At 50.5% G+C, this 17,047-nt stretch carries 19 protein-coding genes; 7 read left to right on the top strand and 12 right to left on the bottom strand.

All coding sequences use genetic code 11. The features are described 5' to 3' along the window. Nucleotides 1–22: 22 nt before the first annotated feature. The 5 genes from BDT_RS19265 to BDT_RS01735 all read right to left on the bottom strand — a co-directional run bounded on the left by BDT_RS19265 (nucleotide 23) and on the right by BDT_RS01735 (nucleotide 3,401). Complete coding sequence (locus tag BDT_RS19265) at nucleotides 23–172, bottom strand: hypothetical protein (RefSeq protein ID WP_158320216.1); 150 nt, start codon at nucleotides 170–172, stop codon at nucleotides 23–25. A 67-nt stretch (nucleotides 173–239) separates the two neighbouring features. After that, complete coding sequence (locus BDT_RS19260) at nucleotides 240–410, bottom strand: hypothetical protein (protein WP_015089538.1); 171 nt, start codon at nucleotides 408–410, stop codon at nucleotides 240–242. A 212-nt stretch (nucleotides 411–622) separates the two neighbouring features. Continuing rightward, the gene (gene dinB, locus BDT_RS01745) at nucleotides 623–1,693 is read right to left on the bottom strand and encodes a DNA polymerase IV (protein WP_015089536.1); all 1,071 of its coding nucleotides are present in this window, start codon (nucleotides 1,691–1,693) and stop codon (nucleotides 623–625) included. Nucleotides 1,694–1,725: 32 nt separating this feature from the next. Next, nucleotides 1,726–2,562, bottom strand: a complete 837-nt coding sequence (locus BDT_RS01740; protein ID WP_235046226.1) for a lysophospholipid acyltransferase family protein — start codon at nucleotides 2,560–2,562, stop codon at nucleotides 1,726–1,728. Then, nucleotides 2,526–3,401 (bottom strand): GNAT family N-acetyltransferase, encoded by an 876-nt coding sequence (locus BDT_RS01735; protein WP_015089534.1) that lies wholly within the window; start codon nucleotides 3,399–3,401, stop codon nucleotides 2,526–2,528. The genes BDT_RS01740 and BDT_RS01735 overlap by 37 nt, the downstream gene beginning before the upstream one ends. Nucleotides 3,402–3,521: 120 nt before the next feature. Here BDT_RS01735 and BDT_RS01730 point away from each other — a divergent pair, with 120 nt between their 5' ends. Together BDT_RS01730 and BDT_RS01725 are read left to right on the top strand one after the other, a co-directional pair. Further along, on the top strand, nucleotides 3,522–4,040 hold the full coding sequence (locus tag BDT_RS01730; protein ID WP_015089533.1) for a hypothetical protein: 519 nt from the start codon (nucleotides 3,522–3,524) through the stop codon (nucleotides 4,038–4,040). Beyond that, entirely contained in the window at nucleotides 4,037–4,921 is an 885-nt protein-coding gene (locus BDT_RS01725; protein ID WP_015089532.1) for a cation:proton antiporter, read from the top strand. The genes BDT_RS01730 and BDT_RS01725 overlap by 4 nt, the downstream gene beginning before the upstream one ends. Here BDT_RS01725 and BDT_RS01720 read toward each other — a convergent pair. The 7 genes from BDT_RS01720 to BDT_RS01690 all read right to left on the bottom strand — a co-directional run bounded on the left by BDT_RS01720 (nucleotide 4,911) and on the right by BDT_RS01690 (nucleotide 11,492). After that, entirely contained in the window at nucleotides 4,911–5,927 is a 1,017-nt protein-coding gene (locus BDT_RS01720; RefSeq protein ID WP_015089531.1) for an L-threonylcarbamoyladenylate synthase, read from the bottom strand. The genes BDT_RS01725 and BDT_RS01720 overlap by 11 nt on opposite strands. A 46-nt stretch (nucleotides 5,928–5,973) precedes the next feature. Continuing rightward, nucleotides 5,974–8,523 carry an ABC transporter permease gene (locus BDT_RS01715; protein WP_015089530.1) on the bottom strand — a complete coding sequence of 850 codons (2,550 nt, stop codon included), beginning with the start codon at nucleotides 8,521–8,523 and terminating at the stop codon, nucleotides 5,974–5,976. Further along, a complete protein-coding gene (locus tag BDT_RS01710; RefSeq protein WP_015089529.1) occupies nucleotides 8,523–9,188 on the bottom strand; it encodes an ABC transporter ATP-binding protein in 666 nt (221 codons plus the stop codon). The genes BDT_RS01715 and BDT_RS01710 overlap by 1 nt, the downstream gene beginning before the upstream one ends. Next, nucleotides 9,185–9,784 (bottom strand): arylesterase, encoded by a 600-nt coding sequence (locus BDT_RS01705; protein ID WP_015089528.1) that lies wholly within the window; start codon nucleotides 9,782–9,784, stop codon nucleotides 9,185–9,187. Before BDT_RS01705 ends, BDT_RS01710 begins: the two co-directional genes overlap by 4 nt. Before the next feature lie 66 nt (nucleotides 9,785–9,850). Further along, nucleotides 9,851–10,207: an RNA recognition motif domain-containing protein gene (locus BDT_RS01700; RefSeq protein WP_041576834.1), complete on the bottom strand. Its 357-nt coding sequence runs from the start codon at nucleotides 10,205–10,207 to the stop codon at nucleotides 9,851–9,853. Nucleotides 10,208–10,333: 126 nt separating this feature from the next. Further along, entirely contained in the window at nucleotides 10,334–10,819 is a 486-nt protein-coding gene (locus BDT_RS01695; protein WP_015089526.1) for a YajQ family cyclic di-GMP-binding protein, read from the bottom strand. Between the two features lie 199 nt (nucleotides 10,820–11,018). Next, nucleotides 11,019–11,492: an FKBP-type peptidyl-prolyl cis-trans isomerase gene (locus BDT_RS01690; RefSeq protein ID WP_015089525.1), complete on the bottom strand. Its 474-nt coding sequence runs from the start codon at nucleotides 11,490–11,492 to the stop codon at nucleotides 11,019–11,021. A 160-nt stretch (nucleotides 11,493–11,652) separates the two neighbouring features. On the opposite strand from BDT_RS01690, the gene BDT_RS19030 reads away from it, so the two are divergent. The 5 genes from BDT_RS19030 to BDT_RS01665 all read left to right on the top strand — a co-directional run bounded on the left by BDT_RS19030 (nucleotide 11,653) and on the right by BDT_RS01665 (nucleotide 17,032). After that, on the top strand, nucleotides 11,653–12,186 hold the full coding sequence (locus BDT_RS19030) for an HNH endonuclease (RefSeq protein WP_080602315.1): 534 nt from the start codon (nucleotides 11,653–11,655) through the stop codon (nucleotides 12,184–12,186). Then, complete coding sequence (locus BDT_RS01680; RefSeq protein ID WP_015089524.1) at nucleotides 12,183–12,638, top strand: GNAT family N-acetyltransferase; 456 nt, start codon at nucleotides 12,183–12,185, stop codon at nucleotides 12,636–12,638. Before BDT_RS19030 ends, BDT_RS01680 begins: the two co-directional genes overlap by 4 nt. A gap of 20 nt (nucleotides 12,639–12,658) precedes the next feature. Beyond that, complete coding sequence (locus tag BDT_RS01675; RefSeq protein ID WP_015089523.1) at nucleotides 12,659–14,302, top strand: hypothetical protein; 1,644 nt, start codon at nucleotides 12,659–12,661, stop codon at nucleotides 14,300–14,302. Then, entirely contained in the window at nucleotides 14,299–15,642 is a 1,344-nt protein-coding gene (locus tag BDT_RS01670; RefSeq protein WP_041576832.1) for an AmpG family muropeptide MFS transporter, read from the top strand. Before BDT_RS01675 ends, BDT_RS01670 begins: the two co-directional genes overlap by 4 nt. 118 nt (nucleotides 15,643–15,760) lie before the next feature. Then, nucleotides 15,761–17,032 (top strand): NAD(P)/FAD-dependent oxidoreductase, encoded by a 1,272-nt coding sequence (locus tag BDT_RS01665; RefSeq protein ID WP_015089521.1) that lies wholly within the window; start codon nucleotides 15,761–15,763, stop codon nucleotides 17,030–17,032. Nucleotides 17,033–17,047 lie beyond the last annotated feature (15 nt).

Below are 17,047 nucleotides of genomic sequence, written 5' to 3'. Positions count from 1 at the left end.
AAAGGTCCCTTGCGGGACCTTTTTATTTTGTTCGATGGTGCGGATGAAATCCTGGAGGAGCTTTCTTACCAATCTCTTCTTCAAAGAAGCCGTTTTTGCGGCTGCGAAGAATGAAATAGAATCCTCCAAAACTTATTGCCAGCACCAAGATCACGACTGACAGGCTTATCATAACTACCTCCCATCGCTGCCTTTATCTTTTCACAAAGAAAAGTGAGCAAATAGAGAGGATCCATTTTTCAGCGTTTGTTTCTCAACATATCAGACAGCTTAACCAGCCATTTTTCCACCGACTTACGCAGCGACTGCCCTTCAGTCAGATCATCTGCATTCACCAGGACGTGCAGAACCACGATCATCACCGTGATGACCGCCATAGAGCCAGGAATCAATGCCAGAGCCGGAGACAAACCCGACAGCTCTTGCTGTAAAGCCCTAACGGTGAAGGCCTGAATAACGAAACAAGGTGGCTATGAGCAGGCCGGAAAATACGATTTTTCTCATAGTGGTGTCCTTTCTTAAAACAAACGAAGCCGTTGTGGCCCCGCTGGTGGTCAAAGGACTGGTAAAGCAACAGTGATGCCAGAAAAAAATGCACCACCTGATTTCGCCATTATAAAGATTAAATTGCGAACTTGAGCTGAGATGAATCGGATTCCGAGGAAGATTTCTTTTGTGTGCCTAAGCGAACTCCCAGCCCCACAAGTCGCACCGGCACCGCCCTGCGATTCCAGGCCTTTTCAAGCAGGCGTTCAAAATCCTGCAAAGTGGGAAGGTCATGAATGACTTCTTCATGAGTGGTTTGTTTGAAATCGAAAAACTTCAGTTTGATCACCAAACCCTTGATGCGATCGTGATACTGCCCGCGATCCATCCGGCGCACGAAGTCCTCGTACAACGAAGGCAACGTCTTTAAACAGTCCTGCAACGTCGGAAGATCCTTGTTGTAGGTCTCTTCCACCGTCAGGGACTTGCGCTCCCACTCGGTGATCACCTCACGATGATCTATGCCGCGGGAAAAATCATAAAGCTCGGCGGCGCGCGATCCAAACCAGTGCGACAATTCAAGAACGGTGTATTTCTGAATATCGCCACAGGTGCGAAGCCCCAGATCATGCATCTTCTGGGCGGTGACCTTACCCACCCCAAAGATCTTTTCCACCGGCAGATCTTTGACGAAACCTTCCACATCCTGGGGGCGCACCACGAACTGTCCGTTGGGCTTTTTCCAGTCACTGGCGATCTTGGCCAGAAACTTGTTCGGAGCCACCCCGGCCGACGCCGTCAGCTTCAGTTCGGTGAAAATCAAACGGCGGATTTCCTGCGCAATCAGGGTGGCACTGCCGCCAAACTGCTCGCAATCGGTGACATCCAAATAGGCTTCATCCAAAGACAGCGGCTCGATCTTGTTTGTGAATCTTTCAAGAATTTCGCGAACTTTGCGGCTTTCAGCCTTATATAAGTCAAAATGTGGAGGAATCAAAACCAGTTGCGGACACAGGCGCACCGCTTGGGAAGAAGGCATAGCCGAACGCACGCCGAACTTGCGGGCTTCATAGCTCGCGGTGCACAGCACGCTGCGGGTGTTCGGTGGACCGCCTATCCCCAAAGGTTTGCCTTTGAGTTCGGGACGGAACTTCACCTCTACAGCCGCGTAAAAGCAGTCCATGTCGATGTGAATGATCTTCCTCATTTACACATTATTTACATATCGAAAGAACTAAATCAAGTCGGATCTGCCTGCATCTCGGCTGGAGGCTGGGGTTCCGTGGGCAAGCCCTTCACCGGAACAAACTTGGCGGAAATAGCCGCGTGGGCTTTGTCAGCAATCAGGCCACGATCATCATCCGTGGTCGAGTAGATAGGCTCCAGAAACTCGATCTCGCCCTTTACGGATTTCAGAATCGCAGACTTCCACATGGAGGTCGCAAACGGGATATCCCCATACCAGCAAAGATGATCACGCCACTTCAGGCTGAAGTCTTCACCGTTCACTTCACGGAAGTTGATCACCACCGGTTGAATCGGCACCCCGGCTTGCGCCGCCGCCATCATCAAAGTTTTTTTGAACGGCAGCACACGCTCACCATTGGTGGACGTCGCTTCCGGATAAAGCACCACGCGGAATCCTGCGCGCAGGGCGTTTACGATGGACTTCATTTCATCCAGAATTTTCGTGCGACTGCGGCGCTCAACGTAAATGCAACCACCCATCTCGGTCAAAAGACCCAGGAATGGGGTTTCACGCATTTCATTGGAAGTCACAAACAGCATCGGACTGCAGGACGCCAGCATCAGAATATCAACGAAGCCCATGTGATTGGAAACGATCAGACATTTTTGATCATTTGCTGGCTTGTTGATAACAGTCAGATCCAGATTGAAAACCTTCAGAATCAGGCCTGAGAAAAAGCGGGAGTTATTTGAAAAACGCTGAAGCCTTTTCTGCGGGTCGCGCACCACCAGATGACAGATGTACGAACACAACATGAATGTCAGGATAATCAGAACAAAGACAGTAAGTTTTAGGACTCCGCGGAGTCCAGCTTGAATCGCTTCCACAGGGTCCTATTTAAATCTTCCCGATGAAGAATCGTCAAGAAGTCAATGCACTGGAATTCACGATCCCATGCAGGCTCCCCGCCGATATAAGCTCCGGCCTTCAAGTAAGCGCGGCACAAAGGGGGAAGAAGTTCCTCAGCCTGGGCTCTCTGAGTCTCCGTGAGAGGGCTTCGGACTTCTTCTAAAAAGTGATTCAGCATCGGCATTGTAAAGGCCAGCGTCGGTCGGGTGCGAAGCCCCGGCACAATACGCCCTTCCTCTTCAAAGTACCGGGTCAACAGGGCTGCATCGCGGGGATCATCCGTCTTCACCGTCGCGCAACCAAAAAGCATTTTGGAATCAGAGGCTGCCATGTATTCAGCAATCCCGCGCCACAAAAGCGAGATCAAAACCCCGCGGCGGAAATCCTTGTGAATGCAGGCGCGCCCCAGCTCAAGCTTCACACCCGGCTGGGCCAGAATTCCATTCATCATGAACTCTTTGCCGGAATAAAATTCGTCAGTGAACAAAGAGCAGTTCAGTCTATAGGTTCCCACGATCCGATTGCTGCGCTTTTCTTTGATGATCAGGTGGTCACAGTCGAAGTCAAATTCATCGACGTCCACCCCTGTCGGGGCTTTCTTACCCTGCATTTCACGGTGGAAGACCTCGTAACGCAAAGTCAGTGCTTCTTTCAGTTCTTCAACATCGGTCACCGTTTTTATTTCAAAAGGACCCACTTCTGACTGAATATGGATCTTGGCTTTGAATTTATGGATGCGATTCAGACGCAGTTGATAGAAAGACTGCAGATTCGTGGAAACTCGCTCAAGACTTGCGTAAGCCAGAGAGTTGATCATCGAAGGCCCCCCTTAAGATCAACCTCAGTGTAGCGGGCTTTAAATGTGAAGATTGTCAGAACTGCGACAGGATATTGTTGGCGTTCCATTAAAGGGCTATGCTATGAGAAGGATACGTCTATGGAAACAGCTGTTTTTCGCAAACCACTTTCCGATATTCCACTTCATCAGGAAGCCGAAAGCTACCTGAAGGAAATCATTCAGAACCTGCCTCAGGACCTTTCTCCAGATCGCTCGGGTTACTACTCCCTTGAAACTGAAGAACTGCTGACCAAGGATGCGGCGGAACGTTTAGCGCAACATCTGAATACTTGCGATAAACCGGTCAGCTTTGAAGATCTGCGTTCCGGCTGGAATGCCATCTTGGTGGATTATCACCGGCAGAACAACTGGAACTATCCGGTTCAGGCGCAAAAGCCGGTGAAAGAACTGACTCAGGATCAAAAGACCGCGCGTGAGCTGTGGCCGTATATCTGGGTGATGATTCAATCCATGATCATCCTGAAAACGGCTGTCTATTATTTCGGAATCACTGGATCTTCAGATCCCTCTACCAGCAACAAAGTGATGCTGGTCCTTGCCATCCTGACTTCGTTCGGAACCCTGGGCTTCTTTGCCTGGAGAAAATCCCGCAAATGAAATTGTTTCTGTTTATTGCTGCGGGTTTGATCTTAAGCCCGACCCTGCTGAATATTCCCAAAACCGAAACTGTTTCCTTGATGGGAACAATCGCGGCTTATGTATTTCTATTTGCCGCGGGTTTAGAGCTAAGTCTTAAAAAAACTCTGGCCCATGTGAAAGAAGCTTCCTGGATCAGTGTGGGGGCTTTCATCTTTCCATTGATTGCCGGGTATATCGGTGCCCTGTATCTGCTTCCGGAAGGCAGCAACACCTTGTTCGTGGCAACCGCCATGGCCGTTTCCGCGTTGCCGGTAATCATCCAGCTTTTAAAAGAAGCAAACCTTTACACCACCAACCTGGGCCGCCTGATCGTCAGCGCGGCCACCTTGTGTGACATTCTGGCGTGGATCATGTTCTCGTTCCTGCTGCCGCCACAAAATATGGGACCATGGATTGCCTCCCATCTGCCGGTGTTTGTCTTTATGGCGGGACTTTTCATTTCAGACTGGAATTTGATTTCTGAAAAGCACATCGAACAGCTTGAAAGTATCACCCGCTGGGTGTTTGCTCCGGTGTTTTTCGTCACCATTGGCTGGGGCCTGAATCTGGCGCAGCACTTTGATGCCCGTCAGGTGGCGATTGTGACGTTGATTGCTTTTGCTGGAAAGATCATCGGATCCTACGCGGTTTCCCGCTGGCGCAAGTTCAATCACACGGACAGCATGACCATCGGACTGTCACTGAATGCCCGGGGCGCCATGGAAATTCTGATGGCCACCTTCGGCTTGAAAGCCGGACTGATCGACATGACTTTGTTCACAAGCCTTGTTGCCATGGCGATTATCACCTCCATGGTCCCTGCTTTAACCTTCCGTTTGCAAAGAAAACTCAGACAATAAGAGACGCCGCTTTATTCAGGCGGTCAAACAGGGATTCCCAGCGCTCACCGGTCTGGTGGGCTTCGCGGTAAAACAAAATGCAATCTTTCCCGCGTGCGGCCACTTCACGCAAGTGACCATAGAATTCACGCGTTGCCAGCAATGGATCTTCCGACAGCTTCAGGATTTCATAGGAATGAATCCCCGCTTTGGGTTTGATGATCTTGATGCTTTCAATTTCATCCGGCAATTCACCGATCTTTTCATTCACTTCCATCAACACACTTTCCGGGCTGCGGGATGGATCCAGACACACCACCATCGGAACTGGCGGCATATAGTGATGCTTCATATGTCCCGGGGATTCGCGCTTGTCGACCTGCTCGATGAATTCATAAGCCAGGCCTTTTTCTTCCAGCACGCGTGCAAGATCTGATTTCAGAATATGCCCGCGGCGAAGAATCGACAGCACCACACCTTCCGGACGGTGACGAACCAACAAGACTGTGGATTCGATGCCGATTTCACAATCGCCACCATCAACCACGAAAACGTTTTCATTTTTGAATTCCACGCGCACATGCGAAGCCGACGTCGGCGACGTGCGACCGAACTTGTTGGCACTGGGGGCTGCCAAAGGCACACCCACCTGCTGCAACAGCTCCAAAGCCAGCGGGTGATTTGGCATGCGAATACCCACGGATTCAAGACCCGAAGTGATCATCGCATTTACGGAAGGATCCCTTGGCAGCACCATGGTCAGCGGACCCGGCCAGAAAGCTTCAGCCAGAGCCTGGGACGCCGGTCCCCAGAAGGCTGTGACCTTCTTCGCCTGTTCAATAGACGCCACATGAACGATCAAAGGATCAAAAAACGGACGTTCTTTGGTGGTAAAGATCTTTTCGATGGCCGAAGGGATATCAATACGGGCCGCCAGACCGTAAACGGTCTCGGTGGGGAAGCCGATGACTCCCCCTTCTTCCAGAATGATTTTGGCTTTGGCCAAGGCCTCGTTCGGCGTCAACATGGATACTTTTGTACATCAAAGCAGACGGGATTGAAAGGTTTCCCGTCTATTTTTCTTCCCGCAGGATGCTCAGGGCGCTTTCACGCACGATATCCAGACTGGCCAGGAACGAGATCACCAGACTTAACGTCGTGATAATCAGCACCGACAGCAGCGGCTGCACCAGCGAGAATTTAAAGTCACTTTCAAAGATGAATGTATTCAGAGCAAAACTCACCACCACACTCAGCGCCGCCCCAAAGAACGAGGCGATAAATGCGAGGAAGGCAAATTCGGTCAGAATGAAGCTTGCGACCTCTCCCCAGCTGGCGCCGAGAATTTTTAGCATGTTCAGCTCCCAACGGCGCAGCTTGATCTGACTGCGCACGATCGAAAACAGCACGATATATCCGGTCAAAAGCGCCAGGCCCGCCATCAGCTCCAGGGACCAGCTCATTTTTTCGGCGGTCTTTAAGACATCATCCACCGTGCGCACAACATCAATAACCGACACGTTGGAAAATTCCTTGGCAATGGCATTTTGCAGTTCAGATCTTTGCTGTTCTGGCAGGAACGGAATCGCTGCAATCCAGCTTTTCGGGGCTTCGTTCAAAACACCGTTTTGCACCATAATAAAGAAATTCGGCTGGAAGCTTGTCCACTTCACCTTGCGCAGGTTGATGATTTCGCCTTCCACTTCCACGCCCTGAACGTCAAAGACCAGGACATCACCAATCTTAAAGCCCATGCGGTCGGCAAAGCGGGTTTCCACCGACAACTCGGCGCGCTTTTGTTTTTCCGGATCAAAAGGACCCGAGAACGGCCGGCCATCAATCATGATTTCGGAATCAGAAAGACCTTCACGGAAGGACAGATTCATCCCGCGGTTGCGGAAGCGGGCTTCACGCTCTTCTTCACGGGTTTTAAATCCCTGGGTGTCGAGCTTTCTTTCATAATCCTGATCGTTCACTTTCAGAATACGCGCGCGCACCAGCGGAGATCTGCCCAAAGGCTTCACTTCACGATCCGCCAGAATCTTTTCAAGACCCGTCCATTGTTCATCCTGAATATCGAACATAAACAGTGACGGGATCTTGCTGTTGGCATCCAGCTGGAACTCCGCCTGCAACGAGTTCTTCAGCTGCGGCAGAATATTGATCAGCAAAGCACCTAAACCCAGCGCCACAAAGATCGCAAGACTCGCCCCCGCACGGCGGGAAAGACTTAAAAAACTGAACTTCAGGAACCAGCGGTTCAAGCCGCGAATCCAGCCGGCCATTTTTACGGTGCCATAACCGATCAAAAGCAGCGCTAACACCACGGCCACCATCGAACCGACAAACAAGCTGCCGATTTTCCAGGAATGCGCCTGATACACAGAAAGGAAATAGAACAAAGCCACACAAGGCAGGAACGTCCAATAACGACGCTGGCCCTCGCCCACGGCAAACTTTTCTTCACTGAACAGTTTCGCCGCACGCAGATCAAAGATCTTCATCAGGAACGGGATACTGACCACGAAGCTGCCAAACACCGCCATCAACAGGCAGATGAAAAACGCTTCCGGTGTCACCGTCGGGCTTAGATCAAACGGAGTGAAGTTCGCAAGCAGCTTACTTAGCAAAGGCAAAACCAACAAACTAAACAGCATTGTCGGAATGGTGGCCAACAATCCCAGCATCGAGGCCTGCAGGATGTAAACGCTGACCGCCTGGCCACTTTGCAAACCCAGGGTGCGCAAGATGGCGATTTCTTTCATACGCGTGGATAGGAACAGACGATAGATGTAGGCCGCCCCCAGCGCCGACATAAACAGGGCCACGATCGCAACCAGGCCCAGATAGTCTGATAAATAACCCAGCTGACGACCGGAATCTTCACCCGCTGTTTCAGGGGTTTCAACATTGATCTGTGGATCAGTCAGAACATTGTAAAGCTGATCACGCACCAGCTTGTGATCCGTGGTGTCTGGCAGCTTAAACAAGTGCGCCAGCGAGAACGTGCTTCCGTACTGTAAAAGCCCCGACTGCGGCAAAAGCTCGCGGTTCACAAAAATTCTGGGTGCAAGACTTGCCATGCGGAAAGTCTGAGTCGCATCTTTCTTCACCACATCAGAAATATTAAGTTTCAACTGACCCAGCTGAATTTCGTCACCCACATCAAGTCCCAGTTGGGATTTCAGTTCGGGATAAATCCACGCTTTGGGTGCTGAAAGAATATCTTTGTTGTCACTGCCCGCGGTGATCTGGCGGCCGGATTCAAGATCCAGCTCCCCGTAAAACGGATAAGCCTGATCGACGGCTTTGACCAAAACCAATCTTGAACCCTTGGACGAACTAAGCATCGCAAAGAATTCATAGATTTTGCCTTCGGTAGCACCGGCTGGAACCACTTCACGCATTTTCCTGGCTTCATCTTCAGTCAGTTCGCGGCGCGCGGCCACGGCAAGATCGGCAGAAAGAATGGATTTAGCATTGGCCTGGATTTCAGTTTCCAGCGCCACGTTGAAGGCCTGCAGGGACACAAAGCCCGTCAGACCAAGACTTAAATTGAATATGAAAAAGAGCCCGAAACGCCAGCTGCGCAGAAGCTCCCGGCAAGCAAGTCTGAAAATCATTAGGCTTCCTTCAGCTGGCCTTCATCAAGGCGCAAAGTACGTTCACATTTTTTCGCCAAAGCTTCACTGTGAGTGACAAGTAACGTGGTGATTTTGTGTTTGCGAACCACATCAAAGAACACATCCATGACCTTGTCGCCCGTGTGGATATCCAGGTTTCCGCTTGGCTCATCCGCCAGCAGAATTTTCGGCTTCACCACCAGTGCACGCGCAATCGCGACACGCTGACACTCCCCGCCGCTTAGCTGACTTGGGAAGTGATTCAAACGATGCCCCAGGCCCAGCTCGGTCAGAGCTTCCTCGGCACGGGCTTTGGGATTTTCCATTTTCAGAATTTCCAGTGCCAGCATCACGTTTTCGACCGCAGTCAAATGCGCGATCAGGTGATACTGCTGAAAGACGACCGCGATGTTCTGGGCGCGGAACAAAGTCATCTGCTGCTCGCTCATCGGGGTCAGGTTGATCTTATCAACCAGAATCTCGCCGCTGTCAGCGCGCTCAAGACCCGCCAGAATTGAAAGCAGCGTGGACTTGCCACTGCCGGACTGACCCACGACAGAAACGACCTGTCCTGGCTCGATAGTGACGTTAAGGCCTTTTAGCACCTGAATCTCGGACTCCCCTTGCAGGAAACCTTTTTTAACATCTTTCAGGATCAAACTCACAACGCCCCCTTTAGAACTGAAAACACATTGTCTGCGATTATCTTATGACCTTCTTCGTTGGGATGAATCCCGTCGGCCAGATTGTATTTTGGATTTCCCGCCACCTTGTCCAGGATGAACGGAATGAAGGTCAGCTTGTATTTCTTAGCAAGCGACTCGTACATTTTTTTGAATTTATCGGTATAGTCTTTGCCGTAATTCGGCGGCATATACAAACCACCCAAGATGACTTTTACTTTCTGAGATTGCGCATATTCGATGGACTGGGCCAGATGTTTTTCACTGTCTTCGACCTTCAGACCGCGCAAACCATCGTTCGCCCCCAGCGCCAGCAATACGACATCTGGTTTTGATTTAAAGACCCACTTCATACGGCTAAGACCTGACGCCGTGGTGGAACCACTGACCCCGGCATTGATGATGGTCCATTCTTTTTTGCCAGACGCGTGAAGTTTCTTTTCAAGGACGGCCGGAAACGCCGCCTCTTTGGCAACACCATATCCTTCGGTGAGCGAATCACCCAGGACGATCAGTTTTTTTTGTGCGAAGGAAAAAGAGCTGCAAAGAAGAATGAGGAGAAATAAAAAAGGTCTCATAGGGTTCCTATGAGACCTTAGTTTTTAAGACTATGACAAGTCCAGCTTCGTCAAAGTATGGGCTGCTTAGCGAGGACCACCGCGACCACCGCCGCCGAATCCACCACGTCTTTCGCCGCCGCCACCGCCGCGACCACCACCGAAGCCGCCACGACGTGGACCGCCTTCGCGAGGAGCCTGAGGACGAGCCTCAGAGATATTGATAGGACGACCGCCCAACTCAATACCGTTGCCTCTTTCGATAGCTTGATCAGCAGCAGAGTCATCAGTCATCTCTACAAAGCCGAAGCCTTTAGAGCGACCAGTTTCTCTATCCATGATCACTTTTGCTGAATCTACCGCACCGAACTGTGCGAAGTGTTGATGAAGTGCCTCATCGTCTACAGAGTAAGGCAAGTTGCCTACATAAAGTTTCTTAGCCACAAAGACCTCCTATGGTTGGGCCATATTACCCGAGGAAGCCTTCGAACAAGATAAAATCGAGTACACTCACACGGGGACTTAACTGCATTAACGCTAGCATAGCCCAAAAAACGTGCAAGCCCAATTTTAAGCGCGCATATTATTAAATTGTAAGGGAAGAGGGAAGTTCCCACCACGCACCAGACTGATGCATTCCTGAAGTTCATCAATACTTTTTGACGTCACTTTCAGTTTATCGTCAGCAACCTGCGGCTGAACCTTCAGCTTGGAATCCTTAATCAATTTAATGATATCCTTAGCGATCTCGCGGTCAATTCCCTGTACCAAAGTGACCTTTTGGCGAAGCATTCTGCCACCGGCCTCTTCGATCTTTTCGAATTTAATCGCCTTGATATCAATCCCACGACGGTGAAGTTTTGTTTGCAGGATGCTGGCCATGGCACCAACTTTGTATTCATCCTCTGCCATCAGGACCATTTCTTTTTTATCCCACTGAAGCTCAGCCTTACTGCCTTTGAAATCGTAACGAGCTTCAATCTCTTTACGCGCCTGATTTACAGCATTGTCCACTTCCTGAACATCAATCTCAGAAACAATATCAAACGAAGGCATCGAAAATATCTCCAAAAGAATAATAAAGAAATTCGAACTAAAAATCTTAATCAACCAAATCCGCAAACCAATAAGGCTGATCAAAAGGGTTCAGCCGCAAGGCGGAGGGGTCCCCTTGAAGCGGAGGCGTGCTCCAAGCACGTCGAAGCGAAAAGGGTCCCCCGACAACGCAGTCGGATGGGCCCTTTTCATCGGCCGCTTAGTGACCACTATTGCCGTGGAGTCCGTGGGGGTGTCCGTGTAGTACCTCTTCCGCCGTCGCCTCACGAATCAAAACCATCTCAATTGCAAATTCAAGATCCTGACCAGCCAATGGGTGATTGCCATCCAAAGTAACTGATTCGTCAGTGATTTTTGTCACGCGTACGATGTGTGCGCCTTGACCCAATTCCAAACGCAAGTGAGCGCCGATTTCCAATTGTGGAAGGTGCGCAAGTTCTGCTTTAGGAACGTCCATGAACATGTTGTCTTTAACTTCGCCGTAAGCGTCTTTCGCTGCCAGCTTCACAGTTTTTTTATCGCCCTCTTGCAGGTCTTTGATTTCTTCTTCAAGTTTAGGAATGATTTGACCCGCGCCTTCCAGGAAAGGAAGCGGTTGGTTGCGCTCGGAAGCGTCCAATACAGTGCCGTCAGGTCCTTTAAGAACGTAGTTAAATGCCAGAACTCTTTTCATAAAAATGCCTCCTGTAGCGCTTAAAACGTCGGTATCCCATTTTGGACCTATTCAGGCAACCGAAAAGACCCAGTTCTTTTGAATATTTAACGAGACACTTGAAATTGAGACGCAGAGCTAGATATAATCATATTTAGGATCGCGCCTGAGGGGGGAAAGCATGATGCACATGTCCTCGCTGAGGTCTTTGTTGCTCAACTCTAGCTACGAGCCAATGCAGGTCGTAGGTTGGCAAAAAGCCTTGGTATTGTGGTTTCAGGGAAAAGTGGAGATATTGGAATATCACTCTGCGTTTGCCCGGTCGGTACAACGAAGGTTTCAGCTGCCCAGTGTTCTGCGGCTGAAGACGTATGTACGACCCCGGACCGCCGGAGCCGTCCGATTCTGCCGGGAAAACGTTTATATCCGCGATAATTATACCTGCCAGTACTGCGGCACCAAACTCGCCGCCAAGCTCCTTACTCTTGATCACGTTGTTCCCGCCTCCCATAATGGTCCGAAAAACTGGACCAACGTTGTTTCCGCCTGCCGGGACTGCAATCAAAGAAAAGCAAACCGAACACCCCGCACTGCCAATATGCCTTTACTGAGTGAACCCCGTGCCCCATCATGGTTGCCAACACTGCAACTGGAAATCGGCGAGGATCACGTGCCTCCCGACTGGACGCCCTATTTAAGACTGAATACCGGATGACGACAGAGTACGAATTCAAAACCATCACCACCACCGAGACTCTTCCTATCCGTCAAAGAGTTCTTAAGCCTCATCTGCGCGCCGAAGAATGCGTGAATCCGGGAGACGATCTTCCGACCACGTTCCACTTCGGCCTTTTTATTTCCGGAAAACTTGTTTCTGTCGCGACTTTCATCCAGGAATCACATCCTGCGTTTTCTGCCGGCTATCCTTATCGCCTGCGGGGCATGGCCACGGATGACAGCTATCGCGGCCAGGGCCTGGGACAAAAGCTTGTGCGCTTTGGTGTAGAAGAATTAAAAAGCCGCCGCTGCGACCTGGTGTGGTTCAATGCGCGCATCAAGGCTTTTCCATTCTATGAAAGACTCGGATTTTCATTCTACGGACCGCTGTTTGATATCAAGGATATCGGTCCCCATAAAACCATGTACAAGCATCTTATTCCCCGTTAACCTCTTTGCAGGAGGAATCGGTGAATAAGGATGTTCACAATCAGCTGACCTCAGCACTGACCACCATCATCAGCGAAACCAACGGGATCTCGCTTTCTGACACCATTGATCTGCTTTTGTCTTCTAAAATGAAAACAGAGAATCTGGATGCCTACGGCCTTGTTGTCGAGTTCCGTGATCTGCTGAATCGTTTTCAGATCAATCAGGTGACGATCTCGTCACTGCTTAAGCACCCGATGTCCGCGGCGTTGTTTGAGTTCTTCAAAAATTTCCCCCTGAAATACAACGAAGAGCACATTCACCTGACCGGCGCAATCACCGCAGAATTCATCTATCCAAGATTGAAAAAACTGATGGAAGGCCCGGACAAAGACATCTATGAACAAAAAATCAAAGAGGTCTATGGCGACAAAGCCCTGCCCATCCGTTCGGTTGAAGACGTCGACCGCCTGATCCGGCTGCAGGAAAACGAAGGATTCTCGCGCTATCTGAAAATTCTGTATCTGCCAAAACTGATCTTCATCAATCGCGAAGTTCACAAGGAAGCGGCCTATTCCATGGCGGAAGAGCTGTATTATAAATTTAACGTGGGCCGCGTGCGTTTGAAATTCTCGCTGTCCCGCTCCACCGCCAGTTCTTCCGAACAGATTCCGGGCATCGACAATGTGACTTCCGAGGATGTCGTGCTGGGCCTGTATGACGGCTTCCGTGCCTTCCAGGAAAAGCATCCGAATTTTGATTTCATCCTGTCGCCGTCTTTCAGAAAAGAATCCAATCACTTCGATTCTGAAAAGTTCAAAACGCGCCAGGAACATTTCATGGAACAAATCAACGAACTGGTCGACATGATCGACAAGTATCCGTTCCTGGAGCGTCACCTGCGTGATGTCGACACTGTCGGCGACGAACGCGAACTGTACCGCAAAGAGCATTTCAACGAAATGCAGGCGGGCTTCCGCAAGCTTCAGTACCGTGGCTTCAAGATCCGTTCGCACCATGGTGAAACCTGGCACACTCTGAAAAAAGGCATCCAGGCCGTCGACAATGCCATGAACATCTGGCACATCGACACGCTGGAGCACGGAATCAGTCTGGGCATCAACCCGAACAAATACTTCCACCGCATCTATCAGGATATTCTGGCGAAGAACCAACAAGGTCAGCCGATTCCTGAAAAGGATCCGCTGTACCGCGAACTGACTGAACTTGATTGGGGCTTCAACCGCCACGTTCTGGAAAAAATCCTGCAAGGGACCAAGATCACCGCGGAAGAAGACATTCTGTTCGTAAAAGCCAAGTTCCACACCGCTCGCGAAGTCGAACATTATCAGCACGACGTTTTGAACCGCATGATTCAAAAAGGCGTGACCCTGGTGTCCCTGCCGTCATCAAACAACAAGCTGACCGGCAAGTTTGAAGACTACAAGGATCACCCGTTTTCGTGGTGGGAGAAAAAAGGTGTGCAGCTTGGCGTTGGCACCGACAACCACGTGACATTGAACACGAACTTCATTTATGAAATGCTGATCCTTCTTTACACCGATGCGGTGAACTTGAAGATTACAAAATTGCTGATGGTGACCACGGGCGAAGTTCGCCGGCCATATATCAGCCACCTTCTTTGGAAGATGCGCAAACAACTGGGAAAGACAACGCAGAGATGACTACCGCAAAAAAATCACGCCGCCTGAGCTGGATGGACACCATCCGCTCCCTTGCCCGTCCGAAAGTTTCTATCATGCTGGCCCTGGGCTTTTCTTCCGGGCTTCCCTTCATGCTGGTCGGAAACACCCTGGGATACTGGCTGCGTGAAAGCGGGATCGCGCTGGCGACCATCGGGTTTCTTTCCTGGGTGGGTCTGGCGTATTCGCTGAAATTCGTCTGGGCTCCGTTGATTGATAAAATGAATGCGCCGATTTTCGGTGCCTGGCTGGGACGCCGTCGCGGCTGGATGATCATTTCCCAAATTCTGGTGGGGATCTGCTTGTTTGGCATGTCCTATGTCAAACCCGAAGGCGGCTTGGCGCTGTTCACCCTGCTAGCGGCGGTGGCGGCCTTTGCCTCTGCCACCCAGGACATTGTGGTGGATGCGTGGAGGATTGAAGTTTCTGACGCCAGCGAAGATATGGCCTTATTGTCTTCATCATATCAACTGGGTTACCGTGCTTCTTTGCTGGTGACGGATGCGTTGATTCTGATTCTGGCGGGCGCGATTGGCTGGTCGGTTTCTTATTCTGCCATGGGTGCTTTGATGGCCGTGGGTGTAATCGCGACATTATTTGCCGCTGAACCAAAGCACGGACCGGCAAATGTTCCCGGGGCTGTGTCTTTGTGGTCTGCGCGCGGTTTGTTTGATGCGGTCGCGGGTCCGTTCATTGCTTTCTTCAAACAGCATGGCCAGCGGGCTTTGTTGATTCTGGCAGCCGTGTGCTTGTACCGCCTTTCTGACTTTGTCATGGGTCCCATGGCAAATCCGTTCTATGCAGATCTTGGTTTGACGAAAGAAACCGTGGGCGCGGTGCGCGGGTCTGTCGGCTTGATCGCGTCAGTTGTCGGCGTAGCGGCGGCGGGCCTGACGGCAGTGCGCTTTGGCTTTATCTCAACATTACTTATTGGTGCCGTGATTGGTCCGGCGTCCAATCTTGGCTTCTCGGTTTTGGCGATGATGGGACCCAGCACTGAAGTGTTTACGGGTGCCATGATCGTGGATAACTTTGCCACGGGCTTTGCCGGGACCGCGCTGGTTGGATACATGTCGAGCCTGACGACGCTCGGATACACAGCCACACAGTATGCCCTGCTGAGTTCGTTCTATGCTTTGTTGGGAAAAGTTCTGAAAGGCTTCTCGGGGCTTGCGGTTCAGAAGCTTAACGAAACCCACGCTTTGATGGAATCTTACGCGCTCTTCTTCCTGGGGACCGCAATGATCGGAATCCCTGCGCTGCTTCTTTGTATTTTACTGGTAAGAAGCACCACCAAACTTTCAAAAATAACATCTGCTTGATAAAAGGCCCGGGCACCGGGCCAAAAAACAACACTGTGTCTTTTCTTTCACCGAGTTCCCACTAGGATTCTGATTCATTCTGAAAAACCAAAGTGCTATATTGGGCGCAGAGGTTCAAATGCCAAAAAAAGTCGTCATCGTCGGTGGTGGTTTTGCGGGGCTGAAAGCCGCGCGTGCTTTTGGAAACAAAGAAGATGTTTCCGTCACTCTTATTGATCGCCGCAATTATCATCTTTTCCAGCCCTTGCTTTATCAGGTAGCCACCGCGGGACTTTCCCCGGCAGAAATTTCAGGTCCCATTCGCGGCATACTTTCCAAGTACAAAAATGTTTCGGTCTTTCTGGACAATCTGGAAAGCGTTGATCTGAAAAACAAAAAGATTCAGGTTCCGGATCGCACTCTTGATTATGACTATCTGATTCTGGCGTGTGGAGCCAAGCACAGTTACTTCGCGCATCCCGAGTGGGAAGAAAATGCTCCGGGCTTAAAGACCCTGGAACAAGCCACCGAAATTCGCCGTCGTCTGCTGATGGCTTTCGAACGAGCCGAAAAAGAAACCGATCCTGAAAAACAGAAGCAGCAACTGACTTTCGTGATCGTGGGCGCGGGCCCAACGGGTGTCGAGCTTGCAGGCACCATTGGCGAGATCAGCCGTCACACTTTAACCAAAGACTTCCGCCACATTGATCCGTCACGCACCCGGGTGATTCTGATTGAAGCAGGCCCAAGAATTCTTGCCGCCTTCCATCCGGATCTTTCCCGCAAAGCCGCAGCAGACCTGGAAGACCTCGGCGTGCAGATTTGGACCAACACACGAGTCACAGATGTAAAGTCTGATTCTGTGGTTCTGGGTGATGAAGTCATTAAAGCCGCCACCATCTTGTGGGCCGCAGGTGTTCAGCCATCCAGTATCAACAAAACGCTCGGGGTCCCGCTGGACCGTGCGGGACGAGTGATCATCGAAAAAGATTTAAGTTTGAAAGAACACCCGGAAGTGTTTATTTTGGGCGATCAGGCTTGTTATCTGACCGACAACGGCCAAGCCTTGCCAGGACTTGCTTCGGTGGCTATGCAGCAAGGAACACATGCTGCGAATCAGATTCTGCGAGAAATCGACGGCAAACCCCGACTTGATTTCAAGTATCTCGACAAGGGCCAGATGGCCACAATTGGCCGCCGCAAAGCCATCGCACAAATCAGCAATCTGAAATTCAGCGGATTCTTTGCGTGGATTTTGTGGTTATTCATTCACGTCTATTATCTGATTGGTTTTAAGAACAGAGTCTTCGTCATCTGGCAGTGGGCTTACTCTTACTTCACGTTCAAACGAGGTGCTCGATTGATTGTCGATAAAGAATGGAGATCAAAACCAAAGCCGCCTGTTTCGTAACACTGGATCTATCCA

The sequence above is a fragment of the Bdellovibrio bacteriovorus str. Tiberius genome (assembly GCF_000317895.1).
In the GTDB taxonomy this organism is placed as follows: domain Bacteria; phylum Bdellovibrionota; class Bdellovibrionia; order Bdellovibrionales; family Bdellovibrionaceae; genus Bdellovibrio; species Bdellovibrio bacteriovorus_F.
This window is presented reverse-complemented; position numbering and strand designations above follow the sequence as displayed.

What these genes read in the sequence shown, in the direction of transcription:
- BDT_RS19265 (WP_158320216.1), bottom strand. Translation starts at nt 172, where the DNA reads ATGATAAGCCTGTCAGTCGTGATCTTGGTGCTGGCAATAAGTTTTGGA.
- dinB (WP_015089536.1), bottom strand. Translation starts at nt 1,693, where the DNA reads ATGAGGAAGATCATTCACATCGACATGGACTGCTTTTACGCGGCTGTA.
- BDT_RS01735 (WP_015089534.1), bottom strand. Translation starts at nt 3,401, where the DNA reads ATGATCAACTCTCTGGCTTACGCAAGTCTTGAGCGAGTTTCCACGAAT.
- BDT_RS01730 (WP_015089533.1), top strand. Translation starts at nt 3,522, where the DNA reads ATGGAAACAGCTGTTTTTCGCAAACCACTTTCCGATATTCCACTTCAT.
- BDT_RS01725 (WP_015089532.1), top strand. Translation starts at nt 4,037, where the DNA reads ATGAAATTGTTTCTGTTTATTGCTGCGGGTTTGATCTTAAGCCCGACC.
- BDT_RS01720 (WP_015089531.1), bottom strand. Translation starts at nt 5,927, where the DNA reads ATGTTGACGCCGAACGAGGCCTTGGCCAAAGCCAAAATCATTCTGGAA.
- BDT_RS01715 (WP_015089530.1), bottom strand. Translation starts at nt 8,523, where the DNA reads ATGATTTTCAGACTTGCTTGCCGGGAGCTTCTGCGCAGCTGGCGTTTC.
- BDT_RS01705 (WP_015089528.1), bottom strand. Translation starts at nt 9,784, where the DNA reads ATGAGACCTTTTTTATTTCTCCTCATTCTTCTTTGCAGCTCTTTTTCC.
- BDT_RS01695 (WP_015089526.1), bottom strand. Translation starts at nt 10,819, where the DNA reads ATGCCTTCGTTTGATATTGTTTCTGAGATTGATGTTCAGGAAGTGGAC.
- BDT_RS01690 (WP_015089525.1), bottom strand. Translation starts at nt 11,492, where the DNA reads ATGAAAAGAGTTCTGGCATTTAACTACGTTCTTAAAGGACCTGACGGC.
- BDT_RS19030 (WP_080602315.1), top strand. Translation starts at nt 11,653, where the DNA reads ATGATGCACATGTCCTCGCTGAGGTCTTTGTTGCTCAACTCTAGCTAC.
- BDT_RS01680 (WP_015089524.1), top strand. Translation starts at nt 12,183, where the DNA reads ATGACGACAGAGTACGAATTCAAAACCATCACCACCACCGAGACTCTT.
- BDT_RS01670 (WP_041576832.1), top strand. Translation starts at nt 14,299, where the DNA reads ATGACTACCGCAAAAAAATCACGCCGCCTGAGCTGGATGGACACCATC.
- BDT_RS01665 (WP_015089521.1), top strand. Translation starts at nt 15,761, where the DNA reads ATGCCAAAAAAAGTCGTCATCGTCGGTGGTGGTTTTGCGGGGCTGAAA.